Below are 19,467 nucleotides of genomic sequence, written 5' to 3'. Positions count from 1 at the left end.
GGTGCTCGGGGCGGCGCCTTCACCCACACACCCACGACTCACCCACAGGAGAACCCATGTCCAGAAAGAACGGCAAGAGCCCTGCCCCCAAGCGGGCGCCGTTGGAGGTGCCCGTCTTCGCGCTCGCCCCGACGGACCCGCCGCCGCACATGATCGTCGGCGACCAGTTCGTAGCCCAGACCCCGGAGGGCCCTTTTCAGATCAGCCTGCGGCTGAAGGAGCGCCACATCCGCGAGATGCAGGACAAGCCGCTGCAGGACCAGTTCGACATCGCGGTGGCCACGCTCGCGCCCGACTGGTCGACGCGACTGCTTGATCTCGACCACGTCGACGTCGTGGTGCTGCAGCAGAAGTGGATCGCCGCGGTGTTCCAGTGGCAGGGGGCGCGCCTGGGGGAATCGCTCGGCTCCTCGACGTCCTAGAGGAGCACCGGGCCGCGCTGCGCTTCGACTTCCGCGACCGGTTCGGCTTGAGCCTCGACGACGCCGGCGACGGGTACACGTTCGGCGAGGCACTTGATCTGGTGCGTGAGCTCGTCGACGAGCAGGGCACGCGGTCGCACGCCTCCGTCCGCGGGTGGGCGTATGCGTTGTCGACGACGAACCAGACACTGCAGCACCTGCTCGAGCTCTACGCGGCCGTGCACCGGGACACGAATAAGCAGCCGAAGCCGATGTCGTTGGGCTGGCCATGGCCTGAGCAAGCGGACGTCACCGAGGAAGAGCGCGACGCGCTCACGCAACAGCTCATCGCACGGTCGGCGCTGGCCGACCGATGATCATCTTCGAGGGGAGGCCCTACAGTGTCGACTCCTCAGGTGGGCCAGGGCGCGGTCGCGATCTTCCCGACGTTCAAGGGCTTCCGGAAGGCTCTGACGGCCGAGGTTGACGACTCGACGCGTGAGGGTGGTCAGCGGTTCACGAAGGGATTCTCTGCTGCGGGCACGACTGCGGGGAAGGGCTTCGCGGAGGGCTTCAAGAAGCAGGCCGCCAACGTCTCGGCCGACGCGCTGAAGAAGGCCACCGACGAGGTCGCGAAGGCGACCCGCGAGCTGTCGGCGGTGCGGTTGAAGGAGCAGGACGCGCTCGGCAAGCAGCGGGTGGCGGAGGCTCAGCTGGCCGACGCGCGCAAGCGATATGCCGACGACTCGGTGCAAGTGGTGCGTGCGCAGGAGCGGCTCGCGTCGGCGCAGCGGCAGGTGCTGAACGTGCAGGAGTCGGTGGAGAACTCCACCGAGCGCCTCGCGCGGGCGAAGCGTGACCTGGCGGATGCGTCGACGGCGGCCGCGAACGGCGGCTCCGGTTGGGGTCGCGTGTTTGGCAACTTCGGCGGCCAGGCGGCCGACGGGTTCGGCGGTGGTTTCCGCCGCCGTGTGGGCGAGATATTCACCGGCAACTTCCTCGCCGACGTCGCGTTCTCGGTTGGACAGGCCGCTCTTCGCGGTGTCGTGTCGGGCGTGCAGGCGGGCGTGCAGTTCGGTTTCGAGGGCATTCAGCTGGCGAGCGACCTCGCTGAGGCGACCAACGCGGCACGGGTTACGTTCGGCGACGAGCTCGGCGCGCAGCTGGAGTCGCTGGCGAAGGATGCTCCGGCGAACCTTGCGCTTACTCGGCGCGCGTTCCTGCAGACCGCGACTCAGTTCTCGGCCTTCGCGCGGGTGGTGCGCCGTGACAACCCTGTCGGGTTCATCGACGAGCTCACCACGCGTGGTGCTGACTTCGCATCGGTGTACAACCTCGACGTGGCGGAGGCGCTGCAGCTGTTCCAGTCCGGGCTTGCCGGTGAGACAGAGCCGCTGCGTCGGTACGGGCTGAACCTGTCGGCGGCCGCGGTCGAGTCCTTCGCCTACGCGAACGGCATTGCTGCTGCTGGCCGCGAGTTGACAGAGAACGAGAAGGTGCAGGCCCGCTGGGGTCTTCTGCTCGAGCAGACCGCCGCGGTGCAGGGTGACGCGTCGAACACGTCGGGTGAGCTCGCCCGACAGCAGCGTGACCTCGCGGTCGCACTGGAGGAGTCCCAGACAAAGCTCGGCGAGTACCTCATCCCGGGGTTCCTCAGCTTGGTGACGGTCGCGAACGATCAGGTGCTGCCGGTTCTCGGCGGCATCGTCGACCGCGTCGGGCCGCGACTGGGTGCGGCGCTCGAGGACGTCGACTGGGCGGGCCTCGCCAGCTCCATCGCGCCCGTGCTCGAGGATGTCATCGAGCTCGGGGTCGACGGGCTGCCGGACATGATCCGCGGGTTCGAGGACTTCGCGAACGAGGCGCCGATCTGGATCGAGCGATTCCAGAGCATCGGCGCCGCGCTCGAGCCGATCGGCGGTCTCCTGGCGACCGCTGCCGCCGACAGCGCTGGGTTCTGGGCGCTCGCGGGTGACATCATCGGCGGCGACCTGCTGTTCGCGGACGACACCGAGCTCAACCGCCTGAAGTTCCGCGCTCAGGAAGGCCTGTACGGGCCGCTGCTCGAGGGCCTGTTCGACTTCTCGGTCGATTGGGATCGCGAGTGGAATCGTATCTTCGGCATCCCTGACACCTACTTCGGGCCCGGGGAGTTCGTCCCGACGGAGTCGATCGACGAGGGCTTCCGTTCAGGTCTTCGATCCACGCGAAGTGGATTGGATGCGATCAGCGACGAGTTCGCCGAGGAGGCGGAACGTAATGGGCGCCGCGGCGGTGGCGGCGCATTCGACCTCGGGCAGAGCGTTGGCGATGGACTTGAAGCGGGCCTGAACGCCGCGAGGGGCCGTGTGGGTCGCGCTGCATCGAACCTTGCGAACGAGGTGAAGAAGCAAACGCAGCTCACACTCGAGACCAACTCGCCGTCGAAGGTCGCGCGTGAGTTCGGCCAGTTCTACGGGGATGGGCTCGTGTTGGGCATGCGAGACCGGCAATCGTCTGTCGCGACTGCGGCGTCGATGTTGGCCGGTGTCATACCTGTCGCAACCTCCATGAACGCCGGCGGCGCTGGCGGGTCGTCGTCCTCAAGTTCCTCGTCGACGACGATCCAGCTGATGTCTCCGGACCCGTACGCCGCGGCCGCGATGGTCATGCAGGAACTCGACGAGAGGCTGAGGGTCAACGGATGATCACGGTCACGATCGACGGGCTCGTGTTTGAGGCGAAGCCGTCTTACCCCGCCTCTGGGTGGGTCTGCCGTCGACTGCAGGGTTGGTACTCGGGCGCTCCCATCAGGGATGACGCTGTGGACCGTCCTGCAGCCGACGGCGCCTTCGGCGTTTCTCGGGCGTTCCGGTCGGCGCGGCCGCTGCGGTTCGAGGGTGCGCTGGTGGGGGCGACGGCGCAGCAGGCTCAGGCTGACCTGTGGCGTGCGTTCTCCGCGGTGCAGTCCGATGGGCGCCCGTTCGAGATCTCGGTGACGGACAACGTCGGCACGCTGTCGGTGATGGCGTCGGTGTCGGGCGCGATCGAGATCGAGCCGGAGACGGACAAGGTCGCTCGAGTGACGGCGCGCTTCATTGCCTACGACCCGGTCAAGTACGGGCCGTCCCGTCAGTTGGTGACGGGCCTGCCGACCGCGGGTGGCGGCCTGGCGTACAACCTCTTCGACCCGGCAGGGCAGCTCGACTACGGGGCGAACGGGAACCTCGGCCGCGTGCAACTCACCAACGCGGGCACGGCTGACGTGTGGCCGCACGTTCGTGTCGACGGCGGCCTCGCCAGCGGATTCTTCATCCAGCGCCTCGACACAGGCCAGGTCGTCCGCTACGACCGCGTCGTGCCGCTGGGCAGCTGGGTGGAGATCGACTTCGCTTCGGGCGCCGTCATCATCGACGGGACGTCGGACGGGTCGACCTACCTGACCCGCGGCGAGTTCTTCGACGTGCCCCCTGGCGCAGCATTCGACGTGCAGTTCAACGCCATCGGCGCGGCGACCGGCACGCCCCTCATGACCGTGACGATCTCGGACGGCTACTGGTGACGACGTACATCATCGGCGACCTGCGCACCGGTCGCCGCATCCAGACCGTCCCGGCGCTCGCGGGCCCCTGGGATGACGTGCTCAACGACGCCGGCACCGTGTCGTGCACGGTGTCGCTCCGGGACCCGGATGTGCAGCGCCTCGGCCTGAAGGAGTCCGCGAAGCCTGGCAAGGCGTTCCTCGCCGCCGTCGACGGAGACCTGGTGCTACAGGCAGGCCCGATCTGGCTGCACTCGTACGACGCCGACCTGGGCCGTCTCACGCTGTCGGCCGCGGGGATGTGGTCGTACTTCGATCAGCGGCGCATCCTGCCGGTGCTCGCGGGCCGCTCGCCGACGGACCCGACGACGGACACGCGGTTCGCGCCGGCGTCGATCGACCCGGCGGGGCCGTGGCCGACGGACACGCGCACGTCGCTGCAGGGCATCGCTCGAGCGCTGGTGGCGCAGGCGCAGGCGTGGACGGGCGGGAACGTGCCGGTGATCCTGCCGGCGTCGATCGCTGGCACGTCAGAGCGCGTCTACCGTGGGGTCGACCTGTCGACGGTGGGGCAGGCGCTGCGCGATCTGACCGCGGTCGAGGGTGGCCCGGATGTGCGGTTTGAGCCGCGCCTCACCACGGACCGGCTGGGCGTGGAGTGGGTGATGCGGATCGGCACGCCGACGCAGCCGCTGCTGTTTTCGGCTGTGGAGCCGACGTTCACGATCGGCGCTCCGAAGTCGCCGGTGTCGTCGTTCAAGACGACGGTGTCGGGCCGGGGTGTGGCGACGCATGTGTACGCGGCCGCGGGTCGTGGCGCGAACGAGGCGATCGTCGGTGAGGGTGTGAACCAGGCGCTTCTGGATGCCGGCTATCCGGTGTTGGAGCTAGTGGATTCGTCGCGGTCGACGGTGTCGGAGCAGGCGACGATCGACGCGTTCGCGGAGGAGCTGCGGTTGCGGTCGGCGTCGCAGACGGAGACGTGGGAGTTCGCGCACGAGACGTCGGAGCGGCCGTTCCTGTCGGGGTACACGGTGGGTGACTTCGCGCTGGTGCGCGTCGTCGACGACCTGTATCACGGGCCGATCGACCCGCCGAAGCGGATGCGGATCGTCGCCCGGTCGGGCGATGCCGAGGGGCGGAAGGTGACCGTGAAGTTCCAGCCGGAGGTGGTCTGATGTCGGGCGGCTACGAGACACCTGCATCTGGCGACTACGCCGAGCTGATCAGGCAGATGCGCGACATGACGCGGCGGCTGGACGAGCTGGAGCGGCCGAGCGGTACGCAGATCGTGCTGGAGGACGAGTCGGAGCGTGAGGACGCGTCCGGGTTCGGTGTCGGCACGGGCTTTGCGACGGTGGTGACGATTCCGTACACGTGCCCGCCGTACAAGTGCCGCACGAACTTTCTGCTGGGCGGGCAGGTGTTTGCCCGCAACTCGCGCGGTGTGACGGACTTCCTGTATGCGCAGGTCGAGGTCGAAGGGTCGGTGTTCGGCCTCGGCCAGGGCAACCCGCAGCCGGTGCAGGTCGCGGCGTCTGCGTGGGGGTCGGCGACGACGGGCTACGCCGCGGATGTGACGACGCAGGCGGGGGAGACGATCACGTTCCGCCTGCTCGTGCGCGCGGACGGTGGTGCGTGGTCGGCCGACGGGTCGAACCAGGCGTCGCTGTGGGTCGTGGCGTCGCACAAGATCCGCTCCTGACCGGCCGACGAGGCCCTCTCAGATGAGAGACCTCTCATCTTCATCTCACTCTCTTCTCACCGTTGGAGGACGGCATGGCGATCACTCGAGGTCTCGGGACCACAGGGAACGCGGCGGGCACGGTCACGCCGCTGGACCACAAGCTGGCCCAGTCGGGTCTGCTGGCGAAGCAGGGGGCCGGGTCGAACCTGATCCGTCCGGGCTTGTTCTTCGACGGTGTCACGGCGATCGTGACGGGCACGTCCGGCATGAGCTACAACGTGGCTCCGTTCACGGCGGCGCTGTCGCGGGGTGCCGCGGCGGGGACGGTGCTGCTGTGCAATGACGGCACGGTGAACGTGGTGACGACGGCGGCGCCCGGGTCGAACTCGCGCATCGATGTGGTGTACGCGTGGCAGCGGGAGTTCTCCCTGGATGGGGTGGACTCGGATCCGGTGATCGGGGTGGTGCAGGGGTCGCCGGCGGCGGTGCCGGTGGCTCCGTCGCTGGCGGCGTTCCCGGGCGCGATCGAGCTGGCGCGCATCACGGTGCCTGCTGGTGTGACGGCGACGAACTCGGGTCCGACGATCACGCAGTCGGCTCCGTTCACTGCTGCGGCGGGTGGGGTGCTGGTGTTCCGCACGACGGCGGAGCGGAACGCGGCGGTGGTGGCTGACGGGACGCTCGGCTACGTGGTGGCGTCTGGGCTGCTGCAGATGTGGCGGGCGGATGTGGCGGCGTGGGTGAACGTCGACGGCGTGTTCGAGCGCGGCCGGCTCGGATTCTCGTCGGTCACTGCCGGGGCGGGTGGAGTGCAGGACCTGAGCGGGGTGGTGAGCTTCGCGGCCGTGCCCTATGCCACCGTGATCGACCTGGAGACGATGTGCATCGTCGACCTCACCGCGTCGCCGCCGTCAGCCCGAAGCGTGAACCTCGGCTTCAACACGACGGCGGGCACTCTCGATCAGGACATGTCGGGCAACATCGAGTGGGCGGCCTCCGTCGCGGCGGCGGGCAGCTCGCGAGTGATCACCCAGCGCGCCTCGGTCTCCCTGCCGGCATCCACCGCGACCGACATCAAGCTCCGCTGGAACCCCTCCGGGAACGCCGTGCGTGCCTTCGCGTCGGCGTGGCGGTACACGAGGCGACGCGCATGACCCGCCTGTCGCATCCCGCGCCGTGCCGACATGGACTGCAGACTTCACCGGCAACCCCGCCAGCCTCGGCACGTCGACTTCGACGTCGACACTCGCCACGCCCCTTGACGGCGACACCGATTCGTCGACGGTCAGCACCCTGTCGCCGTACATCGTCTTCAACTGCGTCATCAAGACCTAGCGCACGCGCTCACACACCTCGAGGCAACTCGAGCGCGCCGGGAGAGAGCTGAGTTGGTCGCTCTAGAGGCCACGGCCTTGAACGCTCTCGTCGTCACCAGCCCGGTAGCAGCGGTGTCCCCACGTTGTGCCTTTTCAAGGGTGCGACGTGGGGGCACGCGCCAACTCAAAAGTCCGATCAGGTGCGGGCTTTTCTAACGCATGGGGGTAACTCGCCGTGAAACTCCAAAGCCCTGCCCCGGACGGGTGGACTGAGTTTGGGTGGATGGCATGGCCGAACCATCGGGGCCGCGACTGGGGATGGTACAAACTGCATCCGATCAAGTCTCGCCGCACCTACTTTGCCGCACCCGGCACCGTCGTGCTCGTGGAGGACTACGCCGGGTACAACAACGGGTACGGGAACCGGATTTGGGTTGAGCACGCGCCCGGTTTCCGCACCGCCTACAACCACTACTTCAACGGTGTCACGTCAAAGTTCCGCGTCGGGCAGAAGGTTGCGGCAGGCCAGTATGTGGGGTCGATGGGCAACACCGGCAAAACGAACGGCACCATTCACCTGCACTTTGAGGTGTGGCGGCTGCTCAGTGGAACGTGGGTGCGTGTTGATCCTGATTCTTGGTTTCGCGCCGACATTCCGGACACCTCCCAACCCCCTTCGGACACGACGGATAGGAAGAGACGCACATGGCTTGGATGAAGTCGACCTCAGGCGCGAGCAAGGACCAGTGGTTCCTGACGGGGGAGTTCACCGTCGACCGCATCGGCAAGGACCGCAAGACGGCCGAGGGCATCACCGCCGTTCTGGGCTTCCAGTCGGAGGCGGTCACGCACGAGCAGGTCACGGCCGAGATCGCCCGCGTCGACGCACGCCGCGCTCGCCTTCTGGCAGACCTCGCCGCGCTCGTGAACCCTTCAGGCGTCGATGTGCGCCCGCAGCTCGCGCAGATTCAGGACCGCCTGGACGCGGTGCCCACGGCCGTGCAGAACGGGCAGGCCGCCCGGGCAGCGATCGTGAACGACCAGCGGGGGACCGGGGCGTGACCTGGGAGCACCTCGAACCTCTCCTGCTGCAGACCATCGCGACAGTCGGCATCGTGCTCGCCGCAGTCCTCCCGGCGGTGATCAGCACGCGGCGTTCAGCGAAGCGCGCGGAGAGCGCGGCCGTGCAGGCGAAGAAGGAGATCACGAACGGCCACTCTGAGCATGTCCGAGATCAGCTCGACCGGCAGCACGCAGAGGCGATGAAGGCCACGGACGAGCTGCGGTCGACCTTCGAGAAGCGCGCCGACCGTCTCGCCTCCGACATGAGCGGCATCCGCCGCGACGTCGGCCGTCTCGCCGACGCCCAAGCCGAACAGGGCAAGGCGATCCACACCCTGCAGCTGCAGCAGCTGCGCGACCACCCACCGACGACCTAGGAGGTCACCATGAACCCGATCACCGCACCGTGGGTTGCCACGGCCCGCACCATCCTGCAGAACATCCTCGGCGTCACGTTCGCCCTCGTCAGCGCGTTCCTCGCGTTCGCCGCGATCGCACCGGAGATCCTCGAAGCACTCCGGGACGTGCTGCCCGAACACGCCTACCTGTGGCTGCTCGGCATCGTCGGCACCGCGGGCGCCATCGCTGGTGCGATCGCCCGCGTGATGGCGATCCCGGCGGTGAACGCGTGGCTGGGTCGCCTGGGATATCAGTCCCCGGCCCAGACCGGCCTCGGCTCTCTTTCGTCCGAGTGATGGGCGGCGAGCAGGTCGCCGGCTATGAGGTGCCGGTCGACCCGATGGACGATCTGCAGTGTGAGTCCTGCCAGTAGGCAGGGCATTAGGACGGCCCCGAGCTTCACCCTTACGGGTGGGAGCTCGGGGCCGTTTCTGCATGCGCGGGGCCGGACGCGATGCGGCAGTGAGGGCACCACCAGCCGCTGACCACGAGCTGCATCCGTTCGAGGCACTGCGGGCAGTTCGGGTCGGCAGCGAACGCGAGGTCATCCATGCAGAGAGCTTCTCGACTCAGCGCGGCCACGGCTGGGATACTCCACAGGTGAGCAACGCCGACCGCCTGGCCCGCGACTACTTCCCCGCCCGCACCCCACTGCCGCCCGTGAGCGGCCTCGCGATCGCCTCGCTGATCCTCGGACTCCTCACGACACTCCCCGCGCTCCTGGCGCTCCTGATCCGCTCAGGCGGCTTCCTCGCCGTTCTCCTCTACCTCATCGTCGTGGGCGTGCCCGCCCTGATCGCTGTCGTGCTCGGCCACGTCGCACTGTCGACGATCAAGCGGGCAGAGCGGCGCGGCCGCGGCATGGCGGTCTGGGGTGTGGCGCTCGGCTACCTGGCGCTGGCGGCACCGCTCGTGGCCGCGCTGCTCGCCGACGGCCGGTAGCCCGGCTACTTGCTCTTCTCGTCCCGGAGGATGTCGTACAGGCAGTAGCCGACCAGACCGAAGATCGCGACGATCGCGACCCACCCCCAGCCGCTGAGCTGCAGAGCGTACCCGGTGAGGAACAGTGCGGCGATACCCATGATCACGAGCGTGACCAGGCCGATGCCGCTGATGATCTTGCTGAACAGCTTCATGGTGGTGACTCCTTGGGTGACTTTTTGGTCACCTTCAGGTCTGCGCCCCCGGCAGGATTCGAACCTGCAACCACCGGATTAGAAGGCCGATGCTCTATCCATTGAGCTACGGGGGCTCGACCGTCAGGTTACCCGGTTGGGTGGTCGCGTGCGGCGGCGTGCGGCCGCCTCTGGGCTCATGGGGACGTGCACTCTGGGAAGGCCCTCGATCACCGTTCTGAGGCGATCCTGGCCGGGCCGGACATACACGTGGATGGTCTGCTGGTCGCGGTGCCGGAGTGCATGCTGGACGTCGATACCGTCAGCGCCGAGCTCGAGCAGGGTGGTGCCCATCCATTTGCGCATGTCGTGCGCACGGTGGCCGGTGATGCCGGCGCGGCGGAACGCAGCGTTGAGCGTGCTCGAGACCGATTTGCCGCGCACGTGTTCGCCGTCGATGAGGCCGGGGAACCACCAGCTGTCGGTCGGGTAGGACTCGGCGATGGCGAGGTTGCGCACGAGCGGGTGTAGCGGGCGGGTGATGGTGGTGCGGCCTTTGCCTTCGCGGACGGTGATGGTGTCGGCGGTGAGGTCGATGTCGGAGCCGTGGACGGCGGCGATCTCGGAGGCGCGCATGCCTTGGTAGGCGGCGAGGAGGACCATCATGACGGTGCGGCCGCGGATGCCTGAGGTCAGCAGGGTCTGGATGTTCTCGGTGCTGACGGGGTTGGGTTCGCGGTATTCGACGCGGGGGCGGGGGAGGCGTGCGGCGGGGTTGTCGAGGCGTAGGCCTTCGTCTTGCATCCAGGTGAAGAACGTGTGGAGGGCGGAGCGGTAGTTCTGTTTGGTGCGGCCGGTGAGGTCGGGGCGGCCGAGGAAGGTGATGAGCTGCGGCTTGGTGATCTGGTCGAAGTTCTCGGCTTGGGTGTGGCGGAGGACGGAGCGCATGAAGATCATCCGTTCGCGGATGGTGCGTTCAGTGCAGTGTTGGGCGCGCATGTAGGCGGCCCAGTAGGTGAGGGTGTCTTCGGCGTTCATGGAACGTGAGTCAACTTCCCGTACGGCGGTTGTTCTAGCCCGTCAACTGGGTCTAGCGGACGCGGTTGGAGGGCCCCGTGCCGCGGTCGCGTCGGTTGGTGGGGCGGGTCTTGGCCGGTACCGGGGACTTGTAATCTCTTGGTCGCAGGTTCGATTCCTGCCGAGGGCGCGGCGTATATTGGCTGCGCCGCCGCTTCTGCGGCGCAGCGCCGCGTCCGCGGCGTGAGCGCGGTCACGCCGCTTCGCGTCTCGACCGTGCTGTCTGGCTGCGCCGCCGCTTCTGCGGCGCAGTGGCGCTTCCGCGCGCCGAGCGCGGTCGCCGCGCTTCGCGTCTCGGCAGACGCTGGGCGTGAGCGCCTAGCGTGAGGGGTATGAAGCGGTTTCGACGGGCGGCGGTGTGGGCGCTGCTCAGCGGCGTGCTCGCCGCGCTGATCGTGCCGTTCCTGGTGCCGGTCGAGACCTCGGGCACGCTGACCGAGCGCGAGGCCGCCGGGCCGGGTGCGGAGTTCGTCGAGGTGGGCGGTCTCAGCGTTCACGTCGAGACGGCCACCTACTCGGGCGAGAGCGCCGACCCGCCGGTGATCGTGCTGCTGCACGGCTTCGGCGCGAGCACGTTCTCGTGGCGCGAGGTGCTGCAGCCGCTCGCCGTGCTGGGCGACGTCGTCGCCTACGACCGCCCCGCCTTCGGCTTCACCGAGCGTCCCACCGGGTGGCAGGGCGAGAACCCCTACGGCGTGCCCGGCAACCTCGCGCTGCTCGACGCGGTCATCGACCGGTTCGCGGATGCCCGCGACGTGATCCTCGTCGGCCACTCGGCCGGCGGCCTCGTCGCCGGGGAGTACGCCCGCCTCCACCCCGACCGCGTCGACCGACTGGTGCTGGTCGCACCCGCGGTGCTCGGCGGCGGTGGGCCCCCCGCCTGGCTGACCCCGGTGCTCGGCCTCCCGCAGATCGACCGCCTCGGCCCCCTGCTCGTGCAGGGCATCGCATCGTCGGGAGATCAGATCCTCGAGCAGAGCTTCGCCGACCCGGCCGCGCTCACCGACGCCGTGCGCGCCGGGTACCGGGCGCCGCTGACGGTCATCGGCTGGGAGGCCGCGCTGTGGCGCTTCACGACCTCCCCGCGCGACAACGCGCTCGCGACGAACCTCGACGCGCTTTCCGTGCCGACTCTGCTCATCACGGGCTCCACCGACACCATCGTCGCGACGGCCGACACCGAGCGGCTCGCGACCCTGCTGCCCGATGTCGAGCTGGTGGTGATCCCGAACGCGGGTCATCTGCCGCACGAGGAGAGGCCCGAGCAGTTCGTCGCCGCACTCCTCACCTGGCTCGGAGCCAGCACGACGTAGCATCGGCGCCATGCGACGCCTCCTCGGCGCCACCCGTTTCGTGGTCGCCCTCCCTGCTGTGGCCGCCATCCTCGGCGGCATCTTGCTCATGCTCCAGGGTTCGGTCGCGACGGTCATGGTCATCGTCGACACCGTGTGGTTCGGGGCCGACCTCAAGACGACGACGGTCGATGTTCTCACCGCGATCGACGCGATTCTGCTCGGCACGGTGCTGCTCGTCATCGGTTACGGCCTCTACGAGCTGTTCGTCGACGCCGATCTTCCGGTGCCCGCGTGGTTGCGGGTCACCAACCTGGACGACCTGAAGTCGAAACTCGTCGGTGTCGTGGTGGCGATCATCGCTGTGATCTTCGTCGGCGTCCTGGTCGACGCGAACCGGGCTGCTGACGTCATGTCCTACGGCATCGGTGCCGGTGCGATCGTCGCCGGCCTGGCGCTCTTCTCGTATGCCACGCGCACGGGCGAGACACGCAAAGACGAGAAGGGCACCTAGGTCGTACGCACCCGAACGACCGCGCGCTAGACTCGCCGCACATCCCCGACACGAAGGAGTGCGGCGTGGGCCACAAGCGTGCCGTCACCCTGGAGGAGCTGCTACCGCAGGCCATCCAGGGCATCCAGACCCTGAAGGACACGTACGGGCAGTGGGAGGTGCATCCCAGCCAGCACGTCGACCCCGACCAGGTGGAAGGCGTGCTCGCCGAGCTTGTGGAGCGCCTCGACGACAACTTCCCGTACTTCCACCCGCAGTACGCCGGGCAGATGCTCAAGCCGCCGCATCCGGTCGCGATGGCCGCCTACATCGCGACCATGCAGCTCAACCCCAACAACCACTCCATCGACGCCAGCCGGGCCACCACGGCCATGGAGCACGAGGTCCTCGACCAGCTCGCCGCCATGTTCGACTACCCCGTCGACTACATGGGTCACCTGACCTGGAGCGGCACGACGGCCAACCTCGAGGCTCTGTGGGTGAGCCGAGAGATTGCGCCCGGTTCGGCTATCGCGCATTCGGCGGATGCCCACTACACGCACGCCCGCATGGGAGAGGTGCTCGGCATGCCGACGGTGGGGATCCCGACCGAGGCTGACGGCCGCATGAGCCTCGACGCCCTGGAGCGCGAGCTCGCGACCGGGCGCATCGGCGTCGTCGTCGCGACCCTCGGCACGACGGGGCTCGGCGCCGTCGACCCGCTCGCAGACATCATCCCGCTCGCACGGGCGCACGGCGCCCGTGTGCACGTGGACACCGCCTACGGGGGATTCTTCTCGATCATCGCCGACGAGCTCGAGCCGGAGACGGCGCGGCACTTCCGGGCGATCAAGGACGCCGACTCGGTCGTCGTCGACCCGCACAAGCACGGCCTCCAGCCCTATGGCTGCGGCGCGGTGCTGTTCACCGACCAGTCGATCCTGCGGTTCTACCACCACGAGTCGCCGTACACGTACTTCGCGAGCACCGAGCGGCACTTCGGCGAGATCCAGCTCGAGTGCTCGCGCGCCGGTGCAAGCGCCGCGGCGCTGTGGGCGACGCTCAAGGTCTTCCCGCTCACGAAGCAGGGGCTCGGCGGCATCGTCTTGCCCGGCTACCGCGCGGCGCAGACCTGGCACGGGCTCATCGCCGAGTCGGACATCCTGCAGCCCTATCAGCGCCCCGAGCTCGACATCATCACCTACCTGCCGAGGGTCACCTCGATGTCGGAGCTCGACCGCGTGAGCCACGCGATCTTCGAGTTCGCCGCCGACACCACGCGCCCCCAGCAGACGCACCTGGCGACCTACGTCGTCACCCCTGCCCAGCTGCGCGCCCGGGGCATCCACCTCGAGGAGGACGCCGAGCGCGGGCGCATCATGCGCAGCGTGCTGATGAAGCCCGAGCACGAGCCGCTCATCCCCGAGATGCACCACCACGTCTCGATGTGGTCGCGCCGGGCGTACGAGGCGACCCACTAGGGGATCGCCGCCCGGTCCGGCTCAGCCCGCCGAGGCGGGCAGCACGCGGTCGCGCACCGTGCTCGCCGGCAGCGGCGAGGTGATGATGAGCGGCATGCTGCCGGTCGCCGTCGCGACCGCGGTCGGCGGCTCCGGCGTCAGCGGCGAGGGCTCGCTCGCGGAAGTCTGCGGAATCCAGGTGTCCTCGGGGGCGTGCGCGCCCTCACCGCCGCCGCGGGTGGTCGGGCCGTCGTCGGACGGCGTCGCGGCCTCCTCGTAGCGCCACCGCTCGAGGTCGGCCCCGAACAGCTTCTTCGCCTGCCGCGGCCGTTCGCTCCAGGCGACCAGTCGGTCGCGGTACTCGGCGAGGGTCTGCTGGGCTTGGAACTGGAAGCCCGCCGAATCGCGCTTCATCGCGGCGAGCTCGTGGGCGGCCCACGACGCGGCGAGGCCGGCGCCGGCGATCGGCAGCAGACGGATGCGGGTCTCGGCCTCCGCGATGAGGTGGTCGAGCTGCGCGCGTTCGAGGTCGCTCAGCACGGTCCACTCCGCGGCCTTGCGGCCCGCGAGCAGGAAGCCTCCGAGTGCGGCCCCGAGAGCATCCCGTTGCTGCATCGCGATGAGGCGCCGCGTGGTGCCCCGCCCGATCAGGGCCGCGATGATGCCGGCGGTGATGATCGCGAGCGCCGGGATGATCGCGCCCGAGAGCACGCGCCACCCCTCCTCCGACGCCAGCCATTGCAAAGCACTGTTCCCCCAGTCCATGACGGGCAGGCTACCCCCCGAACGGGGGTCATGGCTAGGTCCTTGAGGGTGAGTCGGATTCGCGCACGATCGTGATCGGGCCGGTGGCGAGGGCCAGGTCGGCATCGACGACCGTCTTCGACACTCGAGCCGTCTGCGCCAGGATGACGCCCGCAAGCACGACGGCGGCCCCGATCACCTGCACCAGGGTCAGGGCCTCGCCGAGCCAGATCCAGGCGACCGCGAAGGCGAAGACGACCTCGCTCGACGCCGTGATGCCGGCCACCGTCGCCGGCAGGCGCCCGAGCGCCGCGAGGCTCAGCAGGAAGGGGGCGAAGGAGCCCAGCAGGATGTTCCAGGCCAGCGGCACCGCCATCGGCACCAGGAACTCGCCGTGCACCCCGCCCAGGTCGACGGGGGTTGTGAGGAACCCGGGGGAGAGCTCCCACCAGCCGGAGACGAAGCTCCAGAACACGGCCGCGATCGACATCGTCCAGAACGACACGGCCAGCGGCGAGGTGCGGGCGACCTGCCGCTCGCCGATCAAGAAGTAGAGGGCCAGACAGACGGCCGCGGCGAGCGCGAGCACGACGCCGAGTGCGTCGAGGGTGCTCGCCCAGACCTGCGCCACGACCGCGAGGCCGAGCAGCACGAAGGCGATGGCCACCCACAGGCGTGCCTTCACGGGCTCGCGGAAGATGAAGTAGGCGACCAGCGCCACCATGACGACGGCGGTGTACTCGAGCAGCAGGGCGATGCCGACAGGCAGCAGCTGCACGGCCGCGGCGTAGGTGGCCTGAAGCAGGGCGACACCGAACACGCCCAGCACGATCATGATCAGCCACTGCGACCGCGGCAGGCGGAACGCCCTGCGGTCGATGACGAGAAGCACGAGCCCGGCGATGATCGCGGTGCCGACGAGGCGGAACTCCGTCACCTGCGCGGGGGTGAGTCCCGCTTCCATCGTCGCTTTCGTGACACTGCCGTTCGCGCCGAACAGCACGGCGGCGAGGAGGGCGTAGACGTATCCCATGGCGCGTCTTTCCGAGGTCGGGGGTGGCGAGGAGGGTGAGGGGTGGTGCGGGGGAGTCGCGCGCGGTCAGCGGCGCGAGCCGGTGCCGTGCACGGCGTGCGGCTCGATCGCCGCGAGCTCGTCGGCCGTCAGCGCGGGCCCCTCGAGCGTGTCGAGGCTGTTGTCGAGCTGGCGCACGCTGCTCGCGCCGATGAGAGCGCTCGTCACCTGCGGGTGGCGCAGCACCCACAGCAGGGCCAGCTGCGCGAGCGACTGCCCGCGCGCCTCGGCGATCGCGTTGAGCGCTCGAGCCCGCTCCAGGTACTCGTCGTCGATCGTGTCGGCGGTGATCCAGCGCCCCTCGGCCGCGCGCGAGTCGGCGGGCACGCCGCCCAGGTACCGGTCGGTGAGCAGCCCCTGCGCCAACGGCGAGAAGACGATGCTGCCGAGGTCGAGCTCGGCGAGAGCATCCAGCAGCCCCTCCTCCATGCGTCGGTCGAACATGTTGTACCGGGGCTGGTGGATCAGCAGCGGAACGCCCAGGTCGGCGAGCACGCGGTGCGCGGCGCGCGTCTGCTCGGCGTCGTAGTTCGAGATGCCGACGTACAGCGCCTTGCCGCTCTGCACCGCGCTCGCGAGGGCGCCCATGGTCTCCTCGAGGGGCGTGTCGGGGTCGGGGCGGTGGTGGTAGAAGATGTCGACGTAGTCGAGGCCCATGCGCTGCAAGCTCGCGTCGAGCGAGCTCAGCACGTACTTGCGCGACCCCCACTCGCCGTACGGCCCGGGCCACATGTAGTACCCGGCCTTCGTCGAGATGATGAGCTCATCGCGGTAGCGGGCGAAGTCCTGCGCGAGGATCGTGCCGAAGTTCTGCTCGGCGCTGCCGGCGGGCGGCCCGTAGTTGTTCGCCAGGTCGAAGTGGGTCACGCCGCGGTCGAAGGCGCGGCGCAGAATCGCGCGCTGCGTCGCGAGCGGGCGGTCGTCGCCGAAGCTGTTCCAGAGGCCGAGCGAGATGCGCGGCAGCCGCAGCCCGCTGCGCCCGACCCGCGCGTACTCAAGGCGGTCGTAGCGGTCGTCGGCGGCGAGGTACGCGTCGTGGGTGTCGGCCATGCACACAGCGTACGACCGGCGGATGCCCGGCTCGTGCACGAGCGGGCCGCCTAGTATTCGCCTATGCGAACCTTCCACCTGGCCGGCGGCTGCTTCTGGTGCCTCGACGCGGTCTATCGCGTTCTCGACGGCGTTCACGACGTGGTGTCGGGCTACACCGGCGGCCATGTCGTGAACCCGAGCTACGAGCTGGTGTGCACCGGCTCGACCGGTCACGCCGAGGCCGTGGCGGTGACCTTCGACCCCGACGTGATCCCGGCCGACGTGATCCTCGACGTCTTCTTCACACTGCACGACCCGCGGCAGCTGAACCGTCAGGGCAACGACATCGGAACCCAGTACCGCTCGGCGATGTTCTACGCCGACGACGAGCAGAAGGCCCTGTTCGAGGCCGCGCGCGACCGGGCATCGGAGTACTGGGACGGCGGCATCGTCACCCAGATCGAGAAGCTCGGCCCGTACTACATCGCCGAGGAGTACCACCAGGACTTCTTCGCGAAGAACCCTGGGCAGGGCTACTGCCTCGCCGTCGCCCTGCCCAAGGTCAACAAGATCCGCGCCTCCTACGCGTCGTACGTGAAGGCCTAGCGGCCGACCACCGCCGGGGCGGATGCGCCTCCGCCGCGCGCGCCCTCGAGCGGGGCGGCGGGCAGCCGCACGCCCTTGACGATCAGCCACACGCCGAGCGAGAACTCCCACACCGCGATCGGCAGGGCCGCGACCGCGCCCACGGTGCCCGTCTGCTCCCAGAGACCGAGCACGACGCCGTAGGACGACAGCAGCAGCAGCGGCCCGCCGATGAGGCCGATCGTGGGGATGATCCGCGGCACGAGGCGCCCGCGCAGCATCACGGTGCCGAGCAGCAGTGCGTTGACTGCCGACATGAACGCCGGACCGAGCAGGAACGCAGCGTCGTGGAGTTCGACGAGCGCCGGCGACATCGCGTTGTCGCGCCCGAGCGCGATCAGCGCCATGACCGGCAGCACACCCGACAGGATCATCCCGGCCTCGACCGTGCGCGAGGCGACGAAGCCGACGGCGAGCGTCTGGCTCACGCGGCGCGCGATCGGCAGCAGGAGCACGGCTGTGGCGACGCAGCTGAAGGCGAGCGTGATCTCGAGCACGAGCCCCCAGGCCGCGAGGCCGGGCTCGGCGCCGCTCTCGAGCAGCGGGGTCTTGAGCGCGAGGGCGGGGATCGAGGTGACGAAGGTCACCAGGTAGGCGATGCCGGCCCAGAGGGCGAGGCGGCGGTCGGTGGACATGGGTTCCTCTCGAGCGGGATGGGGATGAGACAAGGTGTACGGCGTACACCTTGCACCTCGACACCATAGGCGTACGCTGTACACCATGTCAAGAGCGACCCCCGATGCCGCCCGGGCTGCCGGGCGCCTGAGCCGCGCGCAGGTGCTGGAGGGGGCGGTCCGGCTCGCCGACGCCGACGGGCTCGATGCGGTGAGCATGCGCCGGCTCTCGGCCGAGCTCGGGGTCGTGCCGATGGCCCTCTACAAGCACGTTGTCGACAAGGACGACCTCGTCGCGGGCATGATCGACAGCGTCGTCGCCCGGTACCCCGCGCCCGAACCGGATGCGGGCTGGCGCGACGCGGTGCGGCAGCGCGTTCTCGGGGCCCGGGACGCCCTGCAGGAGCATCCCTGGTTGCGCTGCGCGATCGAGCGCGCCACCCTGCGCACCCCGACGGTGCTCGCGTACATGAACGCCGTCGCCGGCGATCTGCGGGGAGGGGGGCTCTCGTACGACCTCGTGCACCACGCCATGCACGCGCTCGGGCACCGCATCTGGGGCTTCAGCCCCGAGGCGTTCGCGGCCCCGGATGCTCCTGCCGGTGCCGCGGGAACCGGTGCGGCCGCCCCCGCTCCCGAGCCCGCCGAGCTGGAAGCCCTGGCCGCGCACTTCCCGCACGTCGTCGCGATCGCCGTCGACACGGCGCAGCGCAACCCGCTGGGTGCCTGCGACACCGACGCCGAGTTCGTCTTCACCCTCGATCTGCTGCTCGACGCGTTCGGGCGGCTGCACGAGGCCGGGTGGGCATCGCACTGATCGCAGCACCTCTCCTCCCGACCCGGCTTCTCGCGATCACGCGACGACAGTCTCCGGATGCTGGTGCCTCGCCCCGACAGTGACAGGCACTCTCGGGGCGGGCGCCGGCGTTCTCCGGCACGAACCGCCGGCGCCCACCCGGCGTCCATCCGCCGCCGGGGTCGACCCCAGCGTCAGGAGAACCCATGACCGACACCATCGCCCTCACCGGCCTGGTCGCGACCAGCCCCCGCCACATCGTCACCAGCGAGGGGCTCACCATCACCTCGTTCCGTCTCGCCTCCAACCAGCGCCGCTTCGACCGCGGGCAGAACGCGTGGGTGGACGGCGACACCAACTGGTACACCGTCACCGCCTTCCGGCAGCTCGGCACGCACGTCGCCAGCTCGATCGAGAAGGGGCAGCGGGTCATCGTCATCGGGCGCGTGCGGATCCGCGACTGGGAGAGCGGAGAGAAGTCGGGAACCACCATCGAGATCGACGCCGAGTCGATCGGCCACGATCTCACCTGGGGCCGGGCGACCTTCACGCGCACGGTCGTTGCGGCCAAGACCGACAGCGCGGAGGAGGCCGGTACGTCGGCGGCGGAGAGCGACGGCATGGACGATGCGCCCGCGCCGTCCGCCGAGTCGACCCTGGTCGGGGCGAGCTCCGTCCCATTCTGATCGAGCCCCGCCTGACGATCGACGGCCCCGAGCGACACGTTCGGGGCCGTCGGCGT

Annotated in this window: 25 protein-coding genes and 1 tRNA gene; 19 read left to right on the top strand and 7 right to left on the bottom strand. The window is 69.3% G+C overall.

The features are described 5' to 3' along the window. Window positions 1–56: 56 nt before the first annotated feature. The 13 genes from BJ959_RS03540 (at window position 57) to BJ959_RS03480 (ending at window position 9,327) form a co-directional block, all read left to right on the top strand. Window positions 57–422, top strand: coding sequence for a hypothetical protein (locus tag BJ959_RS03540; protein ID WP_153982559.1), 366 nt, complete (start codon window positions 57–59; stop codon window positions 420–422). A gap of 47 nt (window positions 423–469) precedes the next feature. Beyond that, window positions 470–778, top strand: a complete 309-nt coding sequence (locus BJ959_RS03535) for a hypothetical protein (protein WP_153982560.1) — start codon at window positions 470–472, stop codon at window positions 776–778. A gap of 24 nt (window positions 779–802) precedes the next feature. Further along, complete coding sequence (locus BJ959_RS03530; protein WP_153982561.1) at window positions 803–3,088, top strand: hypothetical protein; 2,286 nt, start codon at window positions 803–805, stop codon at window positions 3,086–3,088. A 116-nt stretch (window positions 3,089–3,204) separates the two neighbouring features. Next, a complete protein-coding gene (locus BJ959_RS03525) occupies window positions 3,205–3,942 on the top strand; it encodes a phage tail family protein (RefSeq protein ID WP_165879024.1) in 738 nt (245 codons plus the stop codon). Next, complete coding sequence (locus BJ959_RS03520) at window positions 3,939–5,099, top strand: hypothetical protein (RefSeq protein ID WP_153982563.1); 1,161 nt, start codon at window positions 3,939–3,941, stop codon at window positions 5,097–5,099. The genes BJ959_RS03525 and BJ959_RS03520 overlap by 4 nt, the downstream gene beginning before the upstream one ends. Next, a complete protein-coding gene (locus tag BJ959_RS03515) occupies window positions 5,099–5,626 on the top strand; it encodes a hypothetical protein (RefSeq protein WP_153982564.1) in 528 nt (175 codons plus the stop codon). Before BJ959_RS03520 ends, BJ959_RS03515 begins: the two co-directional genes overlap by 1 nt. 74 nt (window positions 5,627–5,700) lie before the next feature. After that, window positions 5,701–6,762 (top strand): hypothetical protein, encoded by a 1,062-nt coding sequence (locus BJ959_RS03510; protein ID WP_153982565.1) that lies wholly within the window; start codon window positions 5,701–5,703, stop codon window positions 6,760–6,762. A gap of 22 nt (window positions 6,763–6,784) precedes the next feature. Continuing rightward, window positions 6,785–6,943, top strand: coding sequence for a hypothetical protein (locus BJ959_RS03505; protein ID WP_153982566.1), 159 nt, complete (start codon window positions 6,785–6,787; stop codon window positions 6,941–6,943). Window positions 6,944–7,207: 264 nt separating this feature from the next. After that, window positions 7,208–7,642, top strand: coding sequence for a M23 family metallopeptidase (locus tag BJ959_RS03500; RefSeq protein ID WP_153982567.1), 435 nt, complete (start codon window positions 7,208–7,210; stop codon window positions 7,640–7,642). Then, window positions 7,630–7,986, top strand: a complete 357-nt coding sequence (locus BJ959_RS03495) for a hypothetical protein (RefSeq protein WP_221234918.1) — start codon at window positions 7,630–7,632, stop codon at window positions 7,984–7,986. The genes BJ959_RS03500 and BJ959_RS03495 overlap by 13 nt, the downstream gene beginning before the upstream one ends. Continuing rightward, complete coding sequence (locus BJ959_RS03490; RefSeq protein WP_153982569.1) at window positions 7,983–8,363, top strand: hypothetical protein; 381 nt, start codon at window positions 7,983–7,985, stop codon at window positions 8,361–8,363. Before BJ959_RS03495 ends, BJ959_RS03490 begins: the two co-directional genes overlap by 4 nt. Window positions 8,364–8,372: 9 nt before the next feature. After that, entirely contained in the window at window positions 8,373–8,681 is a 309-nt protein-coding gene (locus BJ959_RS03485; protein WP_153982570.1) for a hypothetical protein, read from the top strand. 304 nt (window positions 8,682–8,985) lie between these two features. After that, window positions 8,986–9,327, top strand: coding sequence for a DUF4190 domain-containing protein (locus BJ959_RS03480; protein ID WP_165879025.1), 342 nt, complete (start codon window positions 8,986–8,988; stop codon window positions 9,325–9,327). Window positions 9,328–9,332: 5 nt separating this feature from the next. On the opposite strand, the gene BJ959_RS03475 is transcribed toward BJ959_RS03480, so the two are convergent. From BJ959_RS03475 to BJ959_RS03465, 3 genes are all read right to left on the bottom strand, one after another. After that, a complete protein-coding gene (locus tag BJ959_RS03475) occupies window positions 9,333–9,521 on the bottom strand; it encodes a hypothetical protein (protein ID WP_153982572.1) in 189 nt (62 codons plus the stop codon). Between the two features lie 43 nt (window positions 9,522–9,564). Further along, window positions 9,565–9,637, bottom strand: a tRNA-Arg gene (locus BJ959_RS03470). A gap of 7 nt (window positions 9,638–9,644) precedes the next feature. Continuing rightward, window positions 9,645–10,538 carry a tyrosine-type recombinase/integrase gene (locus BJ959_RS03465; RefSeq protein WP_153982573.1) on the bottom strand — a complete coding sequence of 298 codons (894 nt, stop codon included), beginning with the start codon at window positions 10,536–10,538 and terminating at the stop codon, window positions 9,645–9,647. Window positions 10,539–10,909: 371 nt separating this feature from the next. On the opposite strand from BJ959_RS03465, the gene BJ959_RS03460 reads away from it, so the two are divergent. The 3 genes from BJ959_RS03460 (at window position 10,910) to BJ959_RS03450 (ending at window position 13,843) form a co-directional block, all read left to right on the top strand. Beyond that, window positions 10,910–11,890, top strand: coding sequence for an alpha/beta fold hydrolase (locus tag BJ959_RS03460; RefSeq protein ID WP_153982574.1), 981 nt, complete (start codon window positions 10,910–10,912; stop codon window positions 11,888–11,890). Window positions 11,891–11,900: 10 nt separating this feature from the next. Then, window positions 11,901–12,383, top strand: a complete 483-nt coding sequence (locus tag BJ959_RS03455; RefSeq protein WP_153982575.1) for a YqhA family protein — start codon at window positions 11,901–11,903, stop codon at window positions 12,381–12,383. 65 nt (window positions 12,384–12,448) lie between these two features. Further along, window positions 12,449–13,843, top strand: a complete 1,395-nt coding sequence (locus BJ959_RS03450) for an aminotransferase class V-fold PLP-dependent enzyme (RefSeq protein WP_221234917.1) — start codon at window positions 12,449–12,451, stop codon at window positions 13,841–13,843. Between the two features lie 21 nt (window positions 13,844–13,864). Here BJ959_RS03450 and BJ959_RS03445 read toward each other — a convergent pair whose 3' ends face one another. From BJ959_RS03445 to BJ959_RS03435, 3 genes are all read right to left on the bottom strand, one after another. Next, window positions 13,865–14,587 carry a hypothetical protein gene (locus BJ959_RS03445; protein WP_153982576.1) on the bottom strand — a complete coding sequence of 241 codons (723 nt, stop codon included), beginning with the start codon at window positions 14,585–14,587 and terminating at the stop codon, window positions 13,865–13,867. Between the two features lie 34 nt (window positions 14,588–14,621). Next, window positions 14,622–15,599, bottom strand: coding sequence for an EamA family transporter (locus tag BJ959_RS03440; protein ID WP_153982577.1), 978 nt, complete (start codon window positions 15,597–15,599; stop codon window positions 14,622–14,624). 66 nt (window positions 15,600–15,665) lie between these two features. Next, the gene (locus BJ959_RS03435; protein ID WP_153982578.1) at window positions 15,666–16,688 is read right to left on the bottom strand and encodes an aldo/keto reductase; all 1,023 of its coding nucleotides are present in this window, start codon (window positions 16,686–16,688) and stop codon (window positions 15,666–15,668) included. Between the two features lie 63 nt (window positions 16,689–16,751). On the opposite strand from BJ959_RS03435, the gene msrA reads away from it, so the two are divergent. Then, window positions 16,752–17,276 (top strand): peptide-methionine (S)-S-oxide reductase MsrA, encoded by a 525-nt coding sequence (gene msrA, locus BJ959_RS03430; RefSeq protein WP_153982579.1) that lies wholly within the window; start codon window positions 16,752–16,754, stop codon window positions 17,274–17,276. On the opposite strand, the gene BJ959_RS03425 is transcribed toward msrA, so the two are convergent. Next, window positions 17,273–17,950 carry a DUF4386 domain-containing protein gene (locus BJ959_RS03425; RefSeq protein WP_207949255.1) on the bottom strand — a complete coding sequence of 226 codons (678 nt, stop codon included), beginning with the start codon at window positions 17,948–17,950 and terminating at the stop codon, window positions 17,273–17,275. The genes msrA and BJ959_RS03425 overlap by 4 nt on opposite strands. A gap of 85 nt (window positions 17,951–18,035) precedes the next feature. Here BJ959_RS03425 and BJ959_RS03420 point away from each other — a divergent pair, with 85 nt between their 5' ends. Both BJ959_RS03420 and BJ959_RS03415 read left to right on the top strand, forming a co-directional pair. Then, entirely contained in the window at window positions 18,036–18,746 is a 711-nt protein-coding gene (locus tag BJ959_RS03420) for a TetR/AcrR family transcriptional regulator (RefSeq protein ID WP_153982581.1), read from the top strand. A gap of 185 nt (window positions 18,747–18,931) precedes the next feature. Then, on the top strand, window positions 18,932–19,411 hold the full coding sequence (locus BJ959_RS03415; protein ID WP_153982582.1) for a single-stranded DNA-binding protein: 480 nt from the start codon (window positions 18,932–18,934) through the stop codon (window positions 19,409–19,411). The last annotated feature ends 56 nt before the right edge of the window (window positions 19,412–19,467 follow it).

Source organism: Microcella frigidaquae, from assembly GCF_014200395.1.
In the GTDB taxonomy this organism is placed as follows: domain Bacteria; phylum Actinomycetota; class Actinomycetes; order Actinomycetales; family Microbacteriaceae; genus Microcella; species Microcella frigidaquae.
This window is presented reverse-complemented; position numbering and strand designations above follow the sequence as displayed.

Bases quoted from the DNA above. Each gene is read 5' to 3' on its own strand.
- BJ959_RS03495 (WP_221234918.1), top strand. From the start codon at position 7,630: ATGGCTTGGATGAAGTCGACCTCAGGCGCGAGCAAGGACCAGTGGTTC.
- BJ959_RS03420 (WP_153982581.1), top strand. From the start codon at position 18,036: ATGTCAAGAGCGACCCCCGATGCCGCCCGGGCTGCCGGGCGCCTGAGC.
- BJ959_RS03415 (WP_153982582.1), top strand. From the start codon at position 18,932: ATGACCGACACCATCGCCCTCACCGGCCTGGTCGCGACCAGCCCCCGC.
- BJ959_RS03435 (WP_153982578.1), bottom strand. From the start codon at position 16,688: ATGGCCGACACCCACGACGCGTACCTCGCCGCCGACGACCGCTACGAC.
- BJ959_RS03475 (WP_153982572.1), bottom strand. From the start codon at position 9,521: ATGAAGCTGTTCAGCAAGATCATCAGCGGCATCGGCCTGGTCACGCTC.
- BJ959_RS03485 (WP_153982570.1), top strand. From the start codon at position 8,373: ATGAACCCGATCACCGCACCGTGGGTTGCCACGGCCCGCACCATCCTG.
- BJ959_RS03445 (WP_153982576.1), bottom strand. From the start codon at position 14,587: ATGGACTGGGGGAACAGTGCTTTGCAATGGCTGGCGTCGGAGGAGGGG.
- BJ959_RS03440 (WP_153982577.1), bottom strand. From the start codon at position 15,599: ATGGGATACGTCTACGCCCTCCTCGCCGCCGTGCTGTTCGGCGCGAAC.
- BJ959_RS03465 (WP_153982573.1), bottom strand. From the start codon at position 10,538: ATGAACGCCGAAGACACCCTCACCTACTGGGCCGCCTACATGCGCGCC.
- BJ959_RS03425 (WP_207949255.1), bottom strand. From the start codon at position 17,950: ATGTCCACCGACCGCCGCCTCGCCCTCTGGGCCGGCATCGCCTACCTG.
- BJ959_RS03500 (WP_153982567.1), top strand. From the start codon at position 7,208: ATGGCATGGCCGAACCATCGGGGCCGCGACTGGGGATGGTACAAACTG.
- BJ959_RS03515 (WP_153982564.1), top strand. From the start codon at position 5,099: ATGTCGGGCGGCTACGAGACACCTGCATCTGGCGACTACGCCGAGCTG.
- BJ959_RS03455 (WP_153982575.1), top strand. From the start codon at position 11,901: ATGCGACGCCTCCTCGGCGCCACCCGTTTCGTGGTCGCCCTCCCTGCT.
- BJ959_RS03540 (WP_153982559.1), top strand. From the start codon at position 57: ATGTCCAGAAAGAACGGCAAGAGCCCTGCCCCCAAGCGGGCGCCGTTG.
- msrA (WP_153982579.1), top strand. From the start codon at position 16,752: ATGCGAACCTTCCACCTGGCCGGCGGCTGCTTCTGGTGCCTCGACGCG.
- BJ959_RS03460 (WP_153982574.1), top strand. From the start codon at position 10,910: ATGAAGCGGTTTCGACGGGCGGCGGTGTGGGCGCTGCTCAGCGGCGTG.
- BJ959_RS03510 (WP_153982565.1), top strand. From the start codon at position 5,701: ATGGCGATCACTCGAGGTCTCGGGACCACAGGGAACGCGGCGGGCACG.